This is a genomic window from Bradyrhizobium sp. Mp27, assembly GCF_029953005.1.
GTDB lineage: Bacteria > Pseudomonadota > Alphaproteobacteria > Rhizobiales > Xanthobacteraceae > Bradyrhizobium > Bradyrhizobium barranii.
In genome coordinates this window covers 24008-42822 of the sequence record NZ_JASAUS010000003.1, presented here as the reverse complement: position 1 = coordinate 42822, position 18815 = coordinate 24008, and the positions used below count along the sequence as shown (strand labels likewise).

16 protein-coding genes, 1 tRNA gene, 1 pseudogene and 1 riboswitch are annotated in these 18815 nt (G+C 65.2%); of the genes and pseudogenes, 12 read left to right on the top strand and 6 right to left on the bottom strand.

Translation table 11 applies throughout. The annotated features are described in order from the left end of the window. Positions 1–46: 46 nt before the first annotated feature. On the bottom strand, positions 47–1234 hold the full coding sequence (locus tag QJT78_RS03155; RefSeq protein ID WP_028148019.1) for an O-succinylhomoserine sulfhydrylase: 1188 nt from the start codon (positions 1232–1234) through the stop codon (positions 47–49). Between the two features lie 74 nt (positions 1235–1308). Further along, positions 1309–1388, bottom strand: a riboswitch (SAM riboswitch). Between the two features lie 110 nt (positions 1389–1498). Here QJT78_RS03155 and QJT78_RS03150 point away from each other — a divergent pair. The 4 genes from QJT78_RS03150 (at position 1499) to QJT78_RS03135 (ending at position 6113) form a co-directional block, all read left to right on the top strand. After that, positions 1499–2605: a 2'-deoxycytidine 5'-triphosphate deaminase gene (locus tag QJT78_RS03150; protein ID WP_028148018.1), complete on the top strand. Its 1107-nt coding sequence runs from the start codon at positions 1499–1501 to the stop codon at positions 2603–2605. A 163-nt stretch (positions 2606–2768) separates the two neighbouring features. Then, positions 2769–3182: a PAS domain S-box protein gene (locus tag QJT78_RS03145; RefSeq protein ID WP_028148017.1), complete on the top strand. Its 414-nt coding sequence runs from the start codon at positions 2769–2771 to the stop codon at positions 3180–3182. Between the two features lie 104 nt (positions 3183–3286). Next, on the top strand, positions 3287–4339 hold the full coding sequence (locus QJT78_RS03140; RefSeq protein WP_038942144.1) for a hypothetical protein: 1053 nt from the start codon (positions 3287–3289) through the stop codon (positions 4337–4339). A 331-nt stretch (positions 4340–4670) separates the two neighbouring features. Beyond that, a complete protein-coding gene (locus QJT78_RS03135) occupies positions 4671–6113 on the top strand; it encodes an MATE family efflux transporter (protein ID WP_028148015.1) in 1443 nt (480 codons plus the stop codon). Here the strand turns inward: QJT78_RS03135 and QJT78_RS03130 are convergent. The 5 genes from QJT78_RS03130 to QJT78_RS03110 all read right to left on the bottom strand — a co-directional run bounded on the left by QJT78_RS03130 (position 6110) and on the right by QJT78_RS03110 (position 9245). Beyond that, entirely contained in the window at positions 6110–6574 is a 465-nt protein-coding gene (locus tag QJT78_RS03130) for a hypothetical protein (RefSeq protein WP_028148014.1), read from the bottom strand. The two genes, QJT78_RS03135 and QJT78_RS03130, sit on opposite strands and share 4 nt — an antisense overlap. 100 nt (positions 6575–6674) lie before the next feature. Beyond that, complete coding sequence (locus QJT78_RS03125; protein ID WP_028148013.1) at positions 6675–7076, bottom strand: SRPBCC family protein; 402 nt, start codon at positions 7074–7076, stop codon at positions 6675–6677. Between the two features lie 243 nt (positions 7077–7319). Beyond that, positions 7320–7679: a VOC family protein gene (locus QJT78_RS03120; RefSeq protein ID WP_028148012.1), complete on the bottom strand. Its 360-nt coding sequence runs from the start codon at positions 7677–7679 to the stop codon at positions 7320–7322. A gap of 55 nt (positions 7680–7734) precedes the next feature. Further along, positions 7735–8574, bottom strand: a complete 840-nt coding sequence (locus QJT78_RS03115) for an AraC family transcriptional regulator (protein WP_028148011.1) — start codon at positions 8572–8574, stop codon at positions 7735–7737. Positions 8575–8669: 95 nt separating this feature from the next. Further along, on the bottom strand, positions 8670–9245 hold the full coding sequence (locus tag QJT78_RS03110; protein ID WP_028148010.1) for a methylated-DNA--[protein]-cysteine S-methyltransferase: 576 nt from the start codon (positions 9243–9245) through the stop codon (positions 8670–8672). Positions 9246–9418: 173 nt separating this feature from the next. Here QJT78_RS03110 and QJT78_RS03105 point away from each other — a divergent pair. From QJT78_RS03105 to xylA, 8 genes and pseudogenes are all read left to right on the top strand, one after another. Then, positions 9419–9492: transfer RNA gene (locus QJT78_RS03105), tRNA-Gly, on the top strand. 510 nt (positions 9493–10002) lie between these two features. Next, positions 10003–13053: a DPP IV N-terminal domain-containing protein gene (locus tag QJT78_RS03100; protein WP_038942146.1), complete on the top strand. Its 3051-nt coding sequence runs from the start codon at positions 10003–10005 to the stop codon at positions 13051–13053. Between the two features lie 204 nt (positions 13054–13257). After that, positions 13258–13839 (top strand): XRE family transcriptional regulator, encoded by a 582-nt coding sequence (locus QJT78_RS03095; RefSeq protein WP_028148008.1) that lies wholly within the window; start codon positions 13258–13260, stop codon positions 13837–13839. Then, positions 13839–14351: a GNAT family N-acetyltransferase gene (locus tag QJT78_RS03090; protein ID WP_038952349.1), complete on the top strand. Its 513-nt coding sequence runs from the start codon at positions 13839–13841 to the stop codon at positions 14349–14351. The genes QJT78_RS03095 and QJT78_RS03090 overlap by 1 nt, the downstream gene beginning before the upstream one ends. 2 nt (positions 14352–14353) lie before the next feature. Beyond that, positions 14354–14817: pseudogene (locus QJT78_RS03085) on the top strand (GNAT family N-acetyltransferase). 88 nt (positions 14818–14905) lie between these two features. Beyond that, entirely contained in the window at positions 14906–15949 is a 1044-nt protein-coding gene (locus QJT78_RS03080) for a LacI family DNA-binding transcriptional regulator (protein WP_028148005.1), read from the top strand. 82 nt (positions 15950–16031) lie between these two features. Further along, positions 16032–17489, top strand: coding sequence for a xylulokinase (gene xylB / locus QJT78_RS03075; protein ID WP_038942150.1), 1458 nt, complete (start codon positions 16032–16034; stop codon positions 17487–17489). After that, on the top strand, positions 17486–18808 hold the full coding sequence (xylA, locus tag QJT78_RS03070; protein WP_028148003.1) for a xylose isomerase: 1323 nt from the start codon (positions 17486–17488) through the stop codon (positions 18806–18808). The genes xylB and xylA overlap by 4 nt, the downstream gene beginning before the upstream one ends. Positions 18809–18815 lie beyond the last annotated feature (7 nt).

Genomic DNA, 18815 nt, shown 5'->3' with positions numbered 1-18815 from the left:
GGTGGGCACGCTTCGCTTTGCCCACCCTACAAGAAGTCCAATCGCCTCACGCCTTCTCCAGCGCCGCGGTCAGATCCTCGATCAGATCATCCGCATGCTCGAGCCCCGCCGAGAAGCGGATGAAGCCCTCGCTGATGCCGAGCGCGGCGCGGTCCTCCGGCTTCAGGCGCTGATGCGTCGTGGTCGCCGGATGCGTGACGAGGCTCTTGGCATCGCCGAGATTGTTCGAGATTTTTGCAAGCTTGAGCTCGTTGAGCACGCGGAACGCACCCTGCTTGCCGCCCTTGACCTCGAAGCCGACCAGCGTCGAGCCGCCGCGCATCTGCTTCTTCACGAGAGCTGCCTGCGGATGATCGGCGCGGCCGGGATAGACCAGGCGCGAAATCTTCGGATGGCTCGCCAGCACGTCGGCGATGCGTCCCGCCGTCTCGGTCTGCGCGCGCACGCGCACACCGAGCGTTTCCAGGCCCTTGAGCAGGACCCACGCGTTGAACGGCGAGATCGACGGGCCGGTCTGGCGCATGAAATTGTGGATGTGCTCGGCGATGAACGCTTCCGACGACAGGATGATGCCGCCGAGACAACGGCCCTGGCCGTCGATGTGCTTGGTCGCGGAATAGACCACGACGTCGGCTCCTAGCGCGAGCGGGCTCTGCCAGATCGGCGTCGCGAACACGTTGTCGACGACGAGCCGCGCGCCGCCGCTGTGCGCGATCTCGGCGATCCCTGGAATGTCGAGCACGTCGAGCGTCGGGTTGGTCGGGCTCTCCAGGAAGAACGTCTTGGTGTTCGGCCGCAAGGCGCGCTGCCACTGGTCGAGATCGAGGCCGTCGACCAGCGTGGTCTCGATGCCGTAGCGCGGCAAGAGATCCTGAATGACGTAGAGACAGGAACCGAACAGGGCGCGCGAGGCCACCACGTGATCGCCGGCCTTGAGCGGCGCCAGGATCGCGGTCGTCACCGCGGCCATGCCGGTAGCGGCCGAACGGGCGGCTTCGGCGCCTTCGAGCTCGATCATGCGGCGCTCGAACATCGAGATGGTCGGGTTGGAATAGCGCGAATAGATGAAGCCGGGGTCCTCGCCCTTGAACCGCGCCTCGCACTCCTCGGCGCTGTTGTAGACGTAGCCCTGGGTCAGGAACAGCGCCTCCGACGTCTCGCCATATTGCGAGCGCAGGGTGCCGGAATGGACCAGGCGGGTTTCGGGACGGTAGTTGGCGGTCGACTTCGACATAGGTACCTCCGACATGACCGTCTCGTCGAAAACGGTCACAAAAAAACCGGCCTGGATATATCCACGGGCCGGGATCACAGAGGTCCCCGGCCTGTTTAGCGACTTATTTAACGTGGCTGCAAGCCGGCCGGCTCAAATCACCACGGGATAAGTGATGCTCATATTCCGCAATGGCCTTTCCGTCAAGGCGTCCATCGGATAGCCGTAAAAGGCTAGTATTTCCCGCATGTCCGGATGCGTTTGACCCCTGACGAGGACCCCCGGTTGAGCTTCACAGTTGCCGCCGACGCCAATGGTATCCTGCCCGACCGCATGATCGCGGCGATGGCGGAAGCGGGGCTGATCCTGCCTGCCTACGATTTCGTCGAGAGCCAGATCCAGCCGGCGAGCCTCGACCTCCGCCTCGGCGACATCGCGTATCGCGTTCGCGCCAGCTTTCTGCCGGGTCCCGGCGCGACCGTCGCCGAGCGCATCGACGAGTTGAAGCTGCACGAGTTCAGCCTCGCCGATGGCGCGGTGCTGGAGACCAACTGCGTCTATATCGTGCCGCTTCTGGAAAGCCTGGCGCTGCCGCCGGAGATCGTCGCGGCCGCCAACCCGAAAAGCTCGACCGGCCGGCTCGATGTCTTCACCCGCGTCATCGCCGACGGCACCCGCCGCTTCGACATGATCGGCGCCGGCTATCACGGCCCGCTCTACGCCGAGATCAGCCCGAAGACGTTTCCGGTGCTGGTCAGCGAGGGCTCGCGCCTGAGCCAGGTGCGCTTCCGCACCGGAGATGCCATCCTCAACATCGACGAGCTCGAGGCGCTGCATGCGACCGAGCGTCTCGTCGATCTCGACGATGCCGATCTCACCGGCGGCGTCGCCGTCTCCGTCGATCTCTCCGGCGAGAAGGCCAACGGCTTCGTCGGCTATCGCGCCAAGCGCCACACCGGCGTCGTCGACGTCGACCGCCGCTCCGGCTATGCGGTGGAGGATTTCTGGGAGCCGATCTCGGCACGTCCCGACGGCAGCCTGATCCTCGATCCCGGCGAGTTCTACATCCTCGCCTCCAAGGAAGCCGTGCAGGTGCCGCCCGATTACGCCGCGGAGATGGTGCCGTTCGATCCCCTGGTCGGCGAGTTCCGCGTGCACTATGCCGGCTTCTTCGATCCCGGCTTCGGCTATGCCGGCGCCGGCGGGCAGGGATCGCGCGCCGTGCTCGAAGTGCGCTCGCGCGAGGTGCCGTTCATCCTCGAGCACGGCCAGATCGTCGGCCGCCTCGTCTACGAGAAGATGCTGGCGCGGCCCGACGCGATGTACGGCCAGCGCATCGGCTCGAACTACCAGGCGCAGGGGCTCAAACTATCGAAGCATTTTCGGGTGTAGCTACACACCCTACTGTCATGCCCCGGCTTGACCGGGGCATCCAGTACGCCGCAGCCTCTCGATTGACTACTTGCCGTCTCGGAATACTGGATCGCCTCGGGCAAGGACACCGAATGTGTGTCGGGATGCAAGCTGAAATCCGGGCGGCATGCGAGGTGGCGAGATGAGTGTTCAATCCGAACTCGACGCAAGGATCCTCGACGACGTCGCGGACGCGCTGATCTATTCGGATCGCGCCGGCACCATCACGCGCTGGAATCGTGCATCGACCGCCTTGTTCGGCTTCTCCGCCGGCGAGGCGCTCGGCCATAACCTCGATCTGATCATTCCCGAACATCTGCGCGCCGCGCACTGGAAGGGCTTCGAAGCTGCGCTTGCCAGCGGGTCGATGAAGCTTGCGGGCAGGCCGACGCTGACCCGCGCGCTGCACCAGAGCGGACGCAAGCTCTACATCGAGATGACCTTCGCGCTTGTGCGCGATGCCGGTGGTGCCGTGGTCGGATCGGTCGCGATGGCGCGCGACGTCACCGAACGCGTCGAGCGCGAGCGCGCGGCCAGACTTGCGCAAAATTCGTGATGCGGAATTGACGGGCTGGCGTGCAGGGCGCTCTGCCTGAGCGTCAGGTTGCCTCGTACCGAGCGCAGTGACACACTCGATCAAAACAACGATCGGGAGCGAACATGACCGCCACATCAGACGCAGCACAGGAAGCGCAATGGAAACGCTGGCGTGCGGTCGCCGACCTCTATCACGCCTACTTCACCGGCCTCATCCTCACCGTCGTCACACGGCGCGGCACGACGGATGCCGCCGAATTCGTCTTCCGTGTGTTCCGTCGCCAGCAGCAGGAGCGCTTCCTGCCGGGGCTCGAAAAGCTCGGTCTCAGTCATCTGCCGCCAGCGGTGGCCGCCGCGCAATATCATTATCTCTCCAACTGGATCGGCGGCGTGCATGTCGAGTACATGTATGAGAGCGACCGCAAAGCCTGGATCCGCTATCCGCCGCCGCGCTGGATCTGGAAGGGCACCGCGATCTGCGGCGTGCCGGGTGAGGTCTCGCGCGCGATGCTGCGCGGCTGGCACGCCAACAATGGCGTCGCGCTCGGCGATCTCAGGCTGGGCTTCGTCTGCACCAAGCAGAGCGTCGACGGTCAGGACGGGCTCGAAGGCTATTATTATCAATACGACCACTCGCTCGAGCTGGACCAGCGCCTGGTGTTCGCGCGCCATCTGGAAGCGCCGTTGTTCGACGCCAAGACCGCGCCTGCCTTGCCCGTCGCGAGCTGGCCGAGGCCGCGGCTGGAAAAAGCCTACCGCAACTACGCGATGGAATATGTGCGCACCGCCTTGCCCGTGATGGTGCAATTGTTCGGCCCGGAAGACGCCGGCTATCTCCTGCACCTCACCGGCAAACTGATCGGGATGCAGTATTTTGACGAGGTCGCGGCGGCGCTGTCTATGAGCCGTGGTGGAGCCAGCGAGTTCGCAGCGTTCCTGAACGCTCTGTTTGCCGCGCAGGATGACTCTGCAGAGACAACGGCATCAGACGGCACGTTTGAATTTCGCCAGCAGAGCTGGAAGCTGATGGATGACGTCGCCGACTATCATCGCGGCTGCACCAAGGTGCTGGAAGGGTTGTTCGAGGGGCTCGCTGCCGGATGCGGGCGGCACATCGGCGTGCACCTGCGCCCGACAGCGGGCGGTCGGCCGCCGCTGGTGTGGACGATAGAGTAGATCGCGGCAGCGCCGCACACTTCGCGTTTCCCCCGCGTGCGGGAGAGGCCGACGCGCGAAGCGCGGCGGGTGAGGGGGGCTCTCCGCGAGTCCAGATCTCACCGTCCTCGCGGAGACTCCCCCTCACCCCGCCCCTCTCCCCGCAAGCGGGGAGAGGGAGAAGAACCAATTCCACCTGCTGAAATGCGCTGCCGCAGGGCACGCCTGCATCCGGCGCAGGAGGAATCGGCAATTGCCGTGCTAAGCCTGTCGCCGCGCCTTCCGCGCGAAGAAATTTATTGGCACACCTACGCATTGCCGCGCCGCAAATGGCCTGTGCCCGGGAGAGGACATGTCCGACATCGCCGAAATTCCGGTCGATGAACAAGAGCGGCCGCTGTCGCTGCCTCCGCGGCCGGTGCGAAGCGCGCTAATGGACGGGCCGATTCTGCGCACGCTGCTCGGCCTCGCCTGGCCGAACGTGGCTGCGCTGTCGGCCGGCACCTGTGTGGTGATCGCGGAGACCTCCTATATCGGCCGGCTCGGCGTCGAGGCGCTGGCGGCAATGGCGCTGGTGTTTCCGACAGTGATCCTGACCATGACGATGTCCGGCGGGGCCATGGGCGGCGCGGTGGCGTCGGCCATCGCGCGGGCGCTCGGCGCGGGCGATCGCGAGCGCGCCGGCACGCTCGCCGCGCATGCGCTCTTGATCGGCATCACCTTCGGCCTCGTCTTCATGCTGGGCATGCTGATCTTCGGGCCGCGCGTTCTGGAAATGCTCGGCGGACGCGGGGATGTGCTGACGCATGCGATCGCCTACACGCAGGTGTTTTTCGGCGGCGCCGTGCTGCCGTGGCTGCTCAACACCATGGCCGGCGTGTTGCGCGGCACCGGCAACATGAAGCTGCCGTCGCTGCTGATCCTCAACTCCGCGGTCTGGCAGGTCGTGCTCGGCGGCACGCTGGGCCTCGGGCTCGGCCCGGTGCCGCAGCTCGGCATGCGCGGCGTCGCCGCCGGCGCGCTGATCGCCTATTCGATGAACATCTGCGTGATGGGCTGGTACCTGTTCTCCGGCCGCGCCCGTGTCGTGCCAAGACTGCGCGGCCTGCGTGTCCAATGGGCGATGTTCTTCGATATCCTGAAGGTCGGCGCCATTGCCTGCTTCTCGCCGCTGCAATCGGTGCTGACGATCTCGATCTTCACCCACATGCTGGCGAAGTTCGGCACCGCGATTCTCGCCGGTTACGGCATCGGCGCGCGGCTCGAATTCCTGCTGACCTCGATCGCGTTCTCGTTCGGCATCGCCTCGGTGCCGATGATCGGCATGGCGGTCGGCGCCGGCCGCATCGCCCGCGCGCGGCGCATCGCCTGGATCGCCGGCGCGAGCGCATTCATTGCCGTCGGCGCGCCGGCGTGCCTGGTCGCGACCTTCCCGGATCTCTGGGTCAACATCTTCACCGACAGCGCAACGGTGCGCGCGACCAGCCATGAATATCTGTCGACGGTGGCGCCGTTCTACGCCTTCATCGGGCTTGCTTCGACGATGTATTTCTCGTCCCACGGCGCGGCCAAGGTGATCGGGCCGGTGCTGGCGCAGACCGCGCGCCTGATCTACATCGCGGCGATCGGCTGGTGGCTGTCGACGCATGACGCCACCGCACAGAGCTTCTTCTGGCTGGCCGCCAGCTCGATGGTCGTGCTCGGCCTGCTCTCGTGCTCCAGCGTGGTGCTGACACGCTGGGGGCCGCGCGAGAGCAAGCCTGCGATCAGGCCGGCTCTGTCGGCTGCCGACTAGCGATGCCTGTGGCGGCGATGGCCGCCACCGCCGACATTGGCGAGCCGCATCAATTGCGGGATCATCGCCATCATGTCGCCGCCACTGGTGCCGCCGAGCATGCCCATGATATCGCCGCCGCCCATGCCGCCGAGCCCCATCGGCATGGTGCCGCCTGCGCCCATCGGCGTGTAGCCGCCGTAGTTCGGCGCGCCAAAGCCGCCGCCGAGGCTACCCAGGCCGCCGCCGCCGTTCTCCATCATGCGGCTCATCATCGGACCCATCGTCTGCATCAGCATGGCGAAGCGGCGCTTGCCCATCTTCGCCTTCATCATCTCCAGCATCGGCGCCATCTGGGTCATCATGTCCTCGCCGCCGGCGCCTCCGCCGCCGAGGAACTGCGCCTTTGCCGGCGCGCTCGAGATCGAAAACAGCAGCAGCACGGCGGCTGCCTGACAGATCACCTTGTCCGCACCTCTCATGGCCTGCTCCTCGCGTGCGTGGCTCCGCCGGGAGAGCGGAGCCAACCGGACGCACGCGGCCATGGTTAGGGCGGGCGAGGGCAGGGCTCTGTGAGAAAGATCACGCAGCCACGGCCGGGAACGCCCGGTGTATCGCGGCGACGGCGTCCCTGGTCTGCCCCTGGACGTAAGCCGCAAGCTCGTTCGGCAGCATGTCGATGATCCAGACAAGGCGGCAGCTCGCCTCGCCCTCGGCGATCACCTGCACCGAGGCGCTGTAATGCCTGAGCCGCTCGTTGTTGATGGCGTAGACCAGCCGCTGCCGCGCATCGTCGCAATCGACCAGCACCTCGCGTGCTACTGATCCATTGGCGAAGGTGACGATGCGTGCATCGCCGTCGAGCGTGCAGGCGGTGACGAAGCCCGGTGCCAGCCGCTGCGGCAACGCGCCGAAATCGCGTACGGCGTCCCAGACGTCGCGGGCCGGGACGGGGAGGGGGATGTCGTTGTGGATGGAGGCCATAGTTGATTCCTATCATTTGGAGAAACGAGCGAGCCATTATCTCAGGTGTCATCGCCCGACTTGCCGCCTTCGCTAAGGCTTCGGCGGCCAAGTGAGTTCTTGGCCCGGCGAAGCCTTGGCGGAGACGGGATCGGGCGATCCAGTATTCCAGAGGCCGCTGTGATTGAATCGAGAAGCCGCGGCGTACTGGATGCCCCGGTCAAGGCCGGGGCATGACAGCGTGTGAGGCGATGGCGACCGCGCTCACACGCAAACCGCCTCGATGTTGTTGCCATCGGGATCAATCAGGAACGCCGCATAGTAGGTCGGGCTATAGTCCTTGCGCGGGCCGGCGCCGCCATTGTCGCGGCCGCCGCTCTTCAGGCCCTCGCTGTGGAATGCCTTGACCGCGTCATGGTCCTTGGCGCGAAACGCGATATGCGCGCCGTCGGCCTTGCGTCCCTTGTTCAGGTGCAGCCAGAGCGCCGGCTCACCCTTCGGCCCGAAGCCCGCATAGCCGTCGCCGCTGGAGCACAGGGCGTAGCCGAGCGGGGCCAGCGCCGCGGTGTAGAAGCGCGTGGCGGCGTCGAGGTCGGCAACACGCAGTCCGATGTGGTCGTACATGATCGTCTCCATTGCAAAGCGCGCCGCAACTGGCGCGCGCCGGAGACGACCCTATTCAGTTGAGGGTCGCGCGCTCTTGGAGAATCTTGCGCTCGCCCTTCGACGCCTGCCGGAACTTCGTCGGCGACACGCCGGCGGCGCGATGGAAGGTGCGGACGAAATTGGAGAGATCGCCGAAGCCGACGTCATAGGCGATGTCGGTGACCGCGATGTCATCATCCGTCAGCAGACGCGCCGCATGGCGTAGCCGCGAGCGCACCAGATATTGATGCGGGGTGACGCCGAGCACGGCTGAGAACAGCCGCAGGAAATGGAACGGGCTGAGGCCCGCCTGCCGCGCCGCCTGTTCGAGATCGACCTCGGCATGCGAGTTGGCGTCGATCCACAGTGCGGCTTCGACTGCGCGGCGGCGGTCGCGTGCGGTGGGCGTGGCCGGCTTGCGCGCCTTGCCCGAGACGACATCGATGAAGCGGCCGGCCAGAATTTGACCGACCTCGTCGAGACCGAGGTCGCTGTTGCCATCTGCCGCCGTCTGGGCGAGCTCGCCCAGCACCATCAGCTCAGGTAGCGGCGGTGTCGCGCCAACCTGCCAGATCTCGCGCCGTCCCCCGAGGGCATCGACCAGGTCTTCGCTGAAGAAGAAGCCCAGGCAGACGTCGCCGCTGACATGCTCATGCGTGCAGGTGTATTCCTCGCGGGGAGCGCCGACCAGCATCGAGCCCGCCACCAGTTCGAAGAAGCCGGCGCGGCACTGGCAGCCGAAGCTGCCCGAGCGGACATAGGCAATGGAATGCCCGGTGCGGCACTCAGCGAACGGCTTGTCGTCCGGTCCCGCATCGCAGCGAAACTCGGAGACCGTGATCGAGCGTGTCGTCAGCAGCGTGGTCGCATCCATGCCACCTATCTAGGCATGATCCGGACAAGTGTGTAGCGGTTGTCCGACAAGATCATGCCCAAAAAACAAAGCTAAGGTGCGATTGCGATCGCGCCTTAGCTGGGTCTCGGGGGAGCAACGGGCAGCAACACCTCGAACAGCGTCTTGCTCGCGACCGGATGGGCGCCCTCGAGCGCCAGCAGCCGCCGCTTGGAGATCACCCCGCCGTAAGGCGAGAGCCGGTCGGCGTAATTGCCGGCCTCCAGCACCCGGTGGCAGGGCACGATCAGCATGTAGGGATTCTTGGCGATCGCCTGCGCCACCGAATGCGCAGCGCCGGAGGCGCCCAGCGCCTTGGCGATCTCGTGATAGGTGCGCGTCTCCCCGCGCGGAATGGCGCAGGCGGCTTCATAAACGCGCCGGTGGAAGCCGGGGACGCCGCCGGCGTCCAGGCTGACCTCGGAAAAATCAGGGTCGCCGCCCTGCAGCAAGCCTGCGATGCCTTCGATCGCAAGCTCGGCATTCAGCGGGGGCTGCTGCTCGCGCGCCTCGGGATGGACCGCAAAAATCCGGCGCCGGGTATCGATCTCCCGAGCCTCCGGCAATTGCACGGCGACCACGCCGGTGCTGCTCCAGACGATGCCGCAGCGTCCTATGGCCGTGTTGAATATCGCGTAGCCACGCCCCACCATGCACACGCCCCACTCAGTGCACGTCTCTCCCCAGACGCGCGATCATAACACCGCCACAATCCGGCGCACCCAAAATCTTGCCAGGACGTTAACAACCCTCCGGCCGGCCGCGCCAAAGCGCTTGGCGACGGGCGCCGTCTCGGCTAATCAGGGTTGGCGTGAGACGCGCATTCGCGGGCGTAGTTCAATGGTAGAACGGCAGCTTCCCAAGCTGCATACGAGGGTTCGATTCCCTTCGCCCGCTCCATTCAAAAATTGATGGCCGCTGATTTAGCGTGTTGGATGTTTCTCCGACCCATGGCCAAGTTCATTTTAGCGTATCCGGAAGCATGAAGGGGCCAAAGATCCGCCAAATGGCGTCGGTCTCCCCAGCGTCGGTTAAAGTGGCCAATTTTTGGCGATGGCAATTCTTGGTGATGTAACGGATCACCGCTCGCGCTGCATTTCAGAATGGAGCGGCTTATTCATCCCGACGACACGAGATCACCCTGAGGGATGCTATGCGCTCTCGCAGTTCGGCGCGGCTGCGTATCGTGAAAGACTGCTGGCGCAGTTTTGATTGCCTGTCGTGCAGCGGCGCAGCCAACGACGCTCAATCTGATCCTTCATCTGATCCTTCGCGGCTGCATCAAGCGTTCGTCATCTAGGGCACTAAACTTGCCTTGGACAGCAGGGACTCATTGGTGCCGCGTTTCTGTTTCTGATTGTCGTGCAAAACATTCGGACCCGGCCTGTTGCCGGGCAAACGGAGGCATTGATGACGAATTCAGCACCTGTTTTCACCGCTGGCGGTGGCAGCGACGATGCGTTCACGCGCGTGTCGACCAGCGCAACCGGGGCGCAGGCGGATGGCGCGAGTGTCCAGGCAGCGTTCTCGCCCGACGGCACGAAAGTGGCGTTCGCATCCTATGCCGACAATCTGGTGCCCGGCGATACCAACGGTGCACCCGACGTCTTCGTGAAGGACCTTTCGACCGGGGCGATCACGCTCGTGTCGACCGATGCCAGCGGGGTTCAGCTGGGTGGCTACCAGCCGATTTTTTCGCCCGATGGCACCAAGCTGGCGTTCGCAACGGGCGCCGACATCTTCGTGAAGGACCTGGCCACCGGTGCCCTCACGCGCGTATCGACGAGTGCCAGTGGGGAGCAGGCGGACGGCTTATCGACCACCAACCCGATATTCTCGCCTGATGGCACCAAGGTTGCGTTCTATTCCGATGCCGACAATCTCGTGCCTGATGATACCGACCACGTGCGCGACATCTTCGTGAAGGACCTGACCACTGGCGCGATAACGCTCATAGCGCCCAGTCCATACAACGGAGGACCCGGCGGCGGCGGGCTTGAGAATGGCTTTACCTTCCCCCCTCGTTCTCGCCCGATGGCACCAAAATCGTGTTCGGGTCGGCCACAGTGCGCGGCGACACCAGAGATCTACATCAAGGACCTTTCCACCGGGGCCACCACACTGGTGTCGGAGAGCGCCAGCGGCGCTCGTGGGGATCGCGGCAGCTTCGACCCGGTGTTCTCGCCAGATGGCACCAAGGTGGCGTTCTATACCTTTGCCGACAATCTTGTGCCGGGTAGTTCCAACAACCTAATCGGCAACATCGTCATTAAGGATCTGACGACAGGCGCGGTCACGCTGGTATCGACCGATGCCGACGGAGTCCCGCAGAACAACGGCGAAGCCCAGAAACCCGTGTTCTCGCCTGATGGCACCAAGATTGCGTTCTATTCCAGTGCCACCAATCTCGTGCCGGGTGTCAATGCCGATCAGGTCGTCTATGTGAAGGACCTGGCCACAGGTGCCATCACGGCCGTCTCGACCAATGGGGGCAGGCCGTGGGAATTCGGAGGCGGCAGCCGGCTTCCCGTGTTCTCGCCTGATGGCACCAAGGTGGCATTCGAGTCTTTATCCAGCATTCTGGTGCCGGGCGATACCAACCATACCTACGACATCTTTGTAAGAGATCTTACTACGCCTTCCTTCACCGCAGCGAAGCTGACGGACAATGGCGCTGCCCATGTTTCGACATCGCAGGCGGGTTTCTTTGCCGGTGCCCACACGGTCGCGGTGGCACCGCAAGACGGCAATCTCGGCACACTCACGGCCACCATCGACGTTGCCGATGGCAAGGTGACGTGGAGCTATGATGTCTCTCATGCCAACATCGCTCCGCTCGCGGCCGGACAGACCCATACCGACATCTTCATCTTGGTCCTCGACGGCTTCTACGGGACACAGGGCATCACCGTGACGCTGACGGGAATCGATGATGCGCCCGTGATCAGCTCGGGCACGACGGCAAGCTTCGCGGAGAATGGCTCTGGCGTCGCCTACCACGTCGCGGCGACCGATGTGGACAGTCCCGCGCTGACCTATTCGCTGTCCGGCACTGACGCGGCTCTGTTCGACGTGTCGGCGACGGGCGATGTGACGTTCAAGTCCGCGCCCGACTTCGAGGCGCCGAAAGACGCGAACCACGACAACGTCTATGACGTCACCGTCGCGGTCAGCGACGGGACAGAGATCGCGACAAAGAACGTCGCGATCACGGTCACTGACGTGAATGACACCAGCGGCGGCGGTGGCGTTCTGACGGTCACCGGCTCGACCGGCTTCACGTCGATTGACCGGGCCACGATCAATATCAGCGTGACCGGCAATTTGCACGAGACCGGCAGCGCTGGTGTGATCAGCAACAGCACGATCAACAATCTCGGTTCACTGAGCGAAGCCCAGGCGATGCTCGCGTTCGTGAACGATACGATCGCCGGCGGTTCCCTCGGTGCGATCGTCGCCAATGGCGGCACCATCACCTTCGACAACGTGCATCTGGACGGGACGTCGCTGGATGCGATATCAGGCGGACTCATCGAATCCGTTGCGGGCAGCGCCAACAGCTTCAACAACGTGACACTCAAGGCTGGCGCCGTGTTTGACGACAGTGCCGCCAGCGCTCTGAATGTCAGCGGCACGCTGAACAATGGCGGCAAGATCGAGTTCTTCAATTTCGCGAAAGCCATCCTGACCGGCGACACCACGGTCATCGGCAATGGCGAGATCAAGCTCGATCCGGGCTCCTCGATCCTGAACAGCGGTGGGCATCACACGCTCGACCTTGAAGGCGGCACGATCGACGGCGCCGGCACCATCGGAAACGGAGATCACAGCCTCACTTTGGATATCGGCTTCTCCGGCACGCTCGAGGCGAACGGGTCCCAGCCGCTTGCGGTGAACACCGGCAATTCCGTCACCAGCAGTGGCCTGATCGAAGCCGTGCACGGCTCGCTCGATTTCGACGACGCCGTTTTCAACGCCGTTGGAACGATCACCGCCGATCAGGCCGGCACGATCGCCTTCAAGAATGGATTGACCAATGGCGGCATCGTCAATGTGCACACCGGCAGTGAGGTGGATGTTTCGGGCAACCTCGTCAACAACGGCACTGTCCTGGATAGTGGCATGCTCAAGGTCGATAATTTAAGCGGGACTGGCGCTGTCAACGTCAACAACGGGACATTGGTGGTCACTGGCAATCTAAGCAGCAATGTCGTTCTGACGGGTGCGGACTCATTTGTCTTCGGACCCGATGCCAAACAAACATCCGGCGTCATCTCAAACTATACGCCAGGCACAACGTTGGTGCTGGATGGCTTCGACACCAAGGTGAACGCGGCATTTGACGCTCAGACCGGTATTTTGACACTGACCGATGCGGATCATCATGCGATGACGCTTCACCTCGCGCCTGGATCCTTGATCCCGCAAGCCCATGGCGCGGCGCCGGATTTTCTTGTCTAGCGAATTTCCACGGGAAGCCCGGTCGAACCCGCCATTTCCCGGCGCCTGTGGCAAGGCGCCGGAGAATTTGCCGCGCAAAGATTCTAATATATTAGCTCCTCGCTCCCGGCACGCGCGCCCCGCCCGGCCTAAGCTCCGCTCGCCCTGATGGGTGCGGTCCTCGTGTCGGGCAATGTTCGGATGAAGACCAGGACCTGCAAAGAGATGGACCAGCAGAAACTCGACCGTGCGATCGGTCGTCGCTTGAAGACGTTGAGGACGCAGGCGGGCATGACGTTGAACGAACTCGCGACGCGCTCCGGTGTCAGCCGGGCCATGATCGGGCGGGTGGAGCGGGCGCAGAGCAGCGCCACCGCTGCGCTGCTCAACAAGCTCTGCGCGGCGCTCGATGTCACCCTCAGCGATGTCGTCGCGCTCGCGGAGAAGCCGCCGGAGCGGCTGATGCGGCTTGCCGACCAGCCGCTTTGGCGCGATCCCGACAGCGGTTACCGTCGGCGGCACTCCTCGCCGCCGGATGCGGCGAGCGGCATCGAGATCATCGTCGTCGATCTGCCGGCCGGCGCGCGTGTCTCCTACAGCCCCTGGGGCCGCAACGCGTTCACCCAGCAGCTGCTGATGCTGGAGGGGGCGGTCTGCGTGCATATCGACGCCAAGACCGTGCGGCTGCGCGACGGCGATTGTCTCGACTTCGACGTGATGCGGGCGGTGGCCTTCGAGAACGAAACCAAACAGGATGCGCGCTACGTCATCATCACGCGGCGCGGCACATCGTACGGGAAAATGTGATGTCGCTGATCGTGCGGGACGCCACGCTGGAGGATGCCGAAGATATTCTGGCCATCTACAATTTCGCCGCGATCAACACCACGGCGGTGTGGACCGACGGACCGGCCGATCTGGATTCGCGGCGCGAGTGGATGCGCGCACGGCAAGCGGCCGGCTATCCCGTGCTGGTCGCAATGAAGGGCAGGGACGTCGTAGGCTTCGCATCATTCGGCGATTTCCGCCCCTGGCCCGGCTATCGCCACACGGTCGAGAATTCGGTCTATGTCGGCGAGCAACATCATCGGCTCGGCGTCGGCCGCAGCCTGATGGCCGCGCTGATCGAGCGCGCTATCGCGCTCAACAAGCACACGATGGTCGCCGCGATCGAGGCCTCGAATTCCGCCTCGACCGGGCTGCACGCGTCGTTCGGCTTTGCCGAGGTTGGCCGCATGCCAGAGGTCGGCTGCAAGTTTGGCCGCTGGCTCGATATGGTTCTCATGCAGAAGCGGCTTTCAAGTGGGGTGAGGCCGTGACGATGCAGGTCCGCACTGGCGACACCTTTGATCCCCGCGTCATTGCGATGCTCGACCATCACGTCGCGGCTGCGCGGGCGCAGACCGCGCCGGGCAGCGCCCATGCGCTGGATCTCGCTGGGCTACGCGCGAGCGACGTCGCGTTCTGGACCGGCTGGGACGGCGAGACGCTGGTCGCCACCGGCGCGCTGAAGATGCTCTCGGCCGACCATGGCGAGGTGAGGTCGATGCACACGCTGCAAACCACGCGGAGGCGCGGCTTCGGCGGCCGGATGCTCCGCCACATCATCGCTGAGGCCCGCGCGCGTGGCTTGAAGCGGCTCAGCCTCGAGACCGGCTCCTGGGATTATTTAAGCCCGCGCATGCGCTCTACCAGGCGCACGGTTTTGTGCTCTGCGGCCCGTTCGAGGGCTATGTCGAGGATCCCAACAGCCTGTTCCTGACGCGCGACCTTTTGGGCGGCTGAGGCCGCGCGGTGTGACCCGGACCCGAAAACATCGTCGTGCGCCTCAAAATGAGTTGCGCACCTCAAAACACCTCGATAACCTTCAGCCATGGCCGATACTCTCACCGCGACCGCGCTGACGCTGAAGGACATCGCCCGCGAGGCGGGCGTCAGCCTCGCGACCGTCGACCGCGTCCTGCACAACCGCCCGGGCGTGCGGCCGGATACGGTCCGGCGCGTCAAGGCGGCGATCGAGCGCAACGCCTTCCAGCCGCACGTCGCCGCCGCCGAGCTCGCCCGCAGCCGTGCCCGCCGCTTTGCCTTCGTCATGCCGGCGGGGCCGAACCCCTTCATGCAGCAGATCGAGGCCTATCTCGGCGAGATGTCGGCCTGGCTCTCAGCCCGCCGTCTCGGCGTCGAGGTGGTCGCCACGGATGTGTTCGACCCGTCCGTGCTCGCGGCCTCGCTGGAGACGCTGTCCGGCGATTACGACGGCGTCGCCGTGGTGGCGCTGGACCATCCCGGGGTCCGCGCCGCGATCAACGATCTCGTCGACGCCGGGACCAGGGTCGTGACGCTGGTCTCGGACGTGCCGTCCTCGCGTCGCCACCATTATGTCGGCATCGACAACATCGCGGCGGGACGCACCGCCGGCGCGCTGGTCGGTCGGCTGGTCGGCCAACAGTCCGGCAGGGTCGCGATCGTCGCGGGCTCGCAGGGCCTGCGCGACCATTCCGAACGCATCTTCGGCTTCAGCCAGGTGATGGCGTCGGAATTCCCCGATCTCAGCGTGCTGCCGGTGCTGGAAGGGCGCGACGAAGACGGCCGTTCGGAACAGGTTCTGGCGCAGCTGCTCGGCAGGCATGCTGACATTGTCGGCCTTTATAACGTCGGCGCCGGCACGCAAGGCGTCGCCAAAGCGTTGAGCGATGCCGGCCGCGGCAAGCAGGTGGTGTTCGTCGGACACGACGTCACCGCACTGACGCGCCGGCTGCTGTTGCAGGGCATGATGGATGCCGCGATCTCGCAGAACCCCGGGCATGAAGCGCGCGCCGCCGTGCGCGTGTTGCTCGCGCTTGCGCGCGGCGAGCCGATCTTGCGCGAACAGGAGAAGATCAGGATCGACATCGTGATGCGGGACAATTTGCCCTAGGGGCGGGTGGATTTCGAAACGGTCCGTTGCGGGAAGGGCGACTCTGAGATCGCGCACCGCAACAGGCGAAAGGGAGGACAGCGTGTATCTCGGTATCGACATCGGCACATCCGGTGTGAAAGCGGTGCTCGTGAGCGAAACCGGCGCGATTGTCGCGACGGCCGCGCGCGAGCTTGCGCTGTCGCATCCCGCGCCGCTGTGGTCCGAGCAGGATCCCGACGCCTGGGTCGACGCGGCGGTTGGCGCCGTCGACGATCTCGCCGCCCGCCATCCGCGCGAGGTCGCGCAGGTGCGCGGCATCGGGCTGTCCGGCCAAATGCATGGTGCGACGCTGCTGGACGAGGATGGACGGCCGCTGCGCCCCGCTATTCTGTGGAACGACGGCCGTTCGCACGCCGAATGCGTCGCGCTCGAGCGGCGCTGCCCGTCGCTGCACACGATCGCCGGCAATCTGGCGATGCCCGGCTTCACCGCGCCAAAGCTGCTCTGGGTCGCGCGGCACGAGCCGCAGATCTTCGAGCGCGTGGCGAAGGTGTTGCTGCCGAAGGCCTATGTGCGTTATCGCCTCACCGGCGAGATGGTCGAGGACATGTCCGACGCCGCGGGCACGCTGTGGCTCGACGTCGGTCTGCGCCGCTGGTCGGCGCTGCTGCTGCATGCCGTCGGGCTCGATCTCCACCACATGCCGCGCCTCGTCGAGGGCAGCAAGGTCAGTGCAGTGCTCGCGCCGGCATTCGCGCGGCGCTGGGGCATGGCCAATGATGTCGTGATCGCCGGCGGTGCCGGCGACAATGCCGCGAGCGCCATCGGGCTCGGCGCGATCGCGCCGGGCGATGCATTCCTGTCGCTCGGCACATCCGGCGTGTTGTTCCGCGTCACCGACCGGTTTGCACCGGCGCCGGCGTCGGCCGTGCATGCGTTCTGCCATGCGCTGCCCGGCCTCTGGCATCAGATGGGCGTGATGCTGTCGGCCGCGGCTTCGCTGGCCTGGCTCGCGGGCGTGATGGAGACGCCGGCCGCCGCGCTCCTGGCGCCGCTCGGCGAGCGTGTCGACGGACCGAGCTCCATAAAATTCCTGCCCTATCTCGACGGCGAGCGCACGCCGCACAACGATGCCGCCGCCAGCGGCGCCTTCGTCGGCTTGCGCGGTGCGACCGGGCGCAGCCAGATCGTGCAGGCCGTGCTGGAAGGCGTCGCCTTCGCCGCGCGCGACAACCTCGCGGCGCTGAGCGTGGCCAGCGGGCCGATCGTGCAGGTCGATCTCGTCGGCGGCGGTTCGCGCTCGCCCCTGTGGGCGCAGATCTGCGCCGATGTGCTCGGCATTCCCGTCCACCGCGTCGAGGAGGGCGAGGTCGGGGCGGCGCTCGGCGCCGCACGGCTCGGCCGGCTCGCCGCCACCGGCGAAGATCCCGCGGAAGTGTGCAAGCGCCCGCGGCGGCTCGCGAGCTTTGCGCCCCGCGCATCCGTCGCTGCGGCCTATGACGAGGCCTATCGGCGGTGGCGCGAACTTTATCCTGCGTTGAAGGAGAGCCTTAAGTGAACGCATCAGCCAAATTCTTCGATGCAAGCGCCCCTGTCGCCTTCGGCGGCAAGGATGCGGGAAACACGCCCGCCTTCCGCTGGTACGACAAGGACCGCCTCGTGCATGGCCGCAGGCTCGAGGATCATTTGCGCTTTGCGGTCTGCTACTGGCATTCGTTCTGCTGGCCGGGCGGCGATCCCTTCGGCGGCGAGACCTTTCTGCGCCCCTGGCATCAAGGTGCTGATGCGATGGCGCAGGCACGCGCCAAGGCCGACGTCGCCTTCGAGCTGTTCCGCCTGCTGGACGTGCCCTTCTTCACCTTTCACGACGTCGATGCGGCGCCGGAAGGCACTTCGCTCAGCGAGTCCGTCGCCAATCTCAACGCGATCGCCGATCTGTTCGAAGCGAAGATGGCCTCCGCAAAAGTCCGCTTGCTCTGGGGCACCGCCAATTTGTTCACGCATCGCCGCTACATGGCGGGTGCCGCGACCAATCCGGACCCCGAGATTTTCACCTATGCCGCCGGCCAGGTTCGCGCCGCGCTGGAGGTGACGCACCGGCTCGGCGGCCAGAACTACGTGCTGTGGGGCGGCCGCGAGGGCTACGAGACGCTGCTCAACACCGATCTCAAGCGCGAGCTCGACCAGCTCGGCCGCTTCATCTCGCTGGTCGTCGAGCACAAGCACAAGATCGGCTTCAAGGGCCCGATCCTGATCGAGCCGAAGCCGAAGGAACCGACCAAGCATCAATATGATTTCGACGTCGCCACCTGCTACGGCTTCCTGGAACGCTACGATCTCCTGAACGACGTCAAGCTCAACATCGAGCAGAACCACGCCATCCTCGCCGGCCACTCCTTTCATCACGAGGTCGCGCTCGCCGAGGCGCTCGGAATCTTCGGCTCGCTCGACGTCAATCGCGGCGACGATCTGCTCGGCTGGGACACCGACCAGTTCGCGATGAACGTGCCGGAGCTGGCAATGGTGTTCCACGAGATCCTGAATCGCGGCGGCTTCACCTCGGGCGGGCTCAATTTCGACGCCAAGATCAGGCGGCAGTCGATCGACCCCGACGATCTGATCCATGCCCATGTCGGCTCGATGGATGCCTGCGCGCGCGCATTCCTCGCCGCCGCCGACATGCTCGATGCCGGCGCACTCACCGCACCGCTCGCGCAGCGCTACGAGGGATGGGCGGCACCCGAAGGCCGGGCCATTCTCGGCGGCCAGCGCTCGCTCGCCGAACTTGCCGACCGTGCGCTCAGCCCCGGCTTCGACCCGCGGCCGCGCTCGGGACGGCAGGAATATCTGGAATCCCTGGTCAACCGTTACGTCTGAGGAAGGC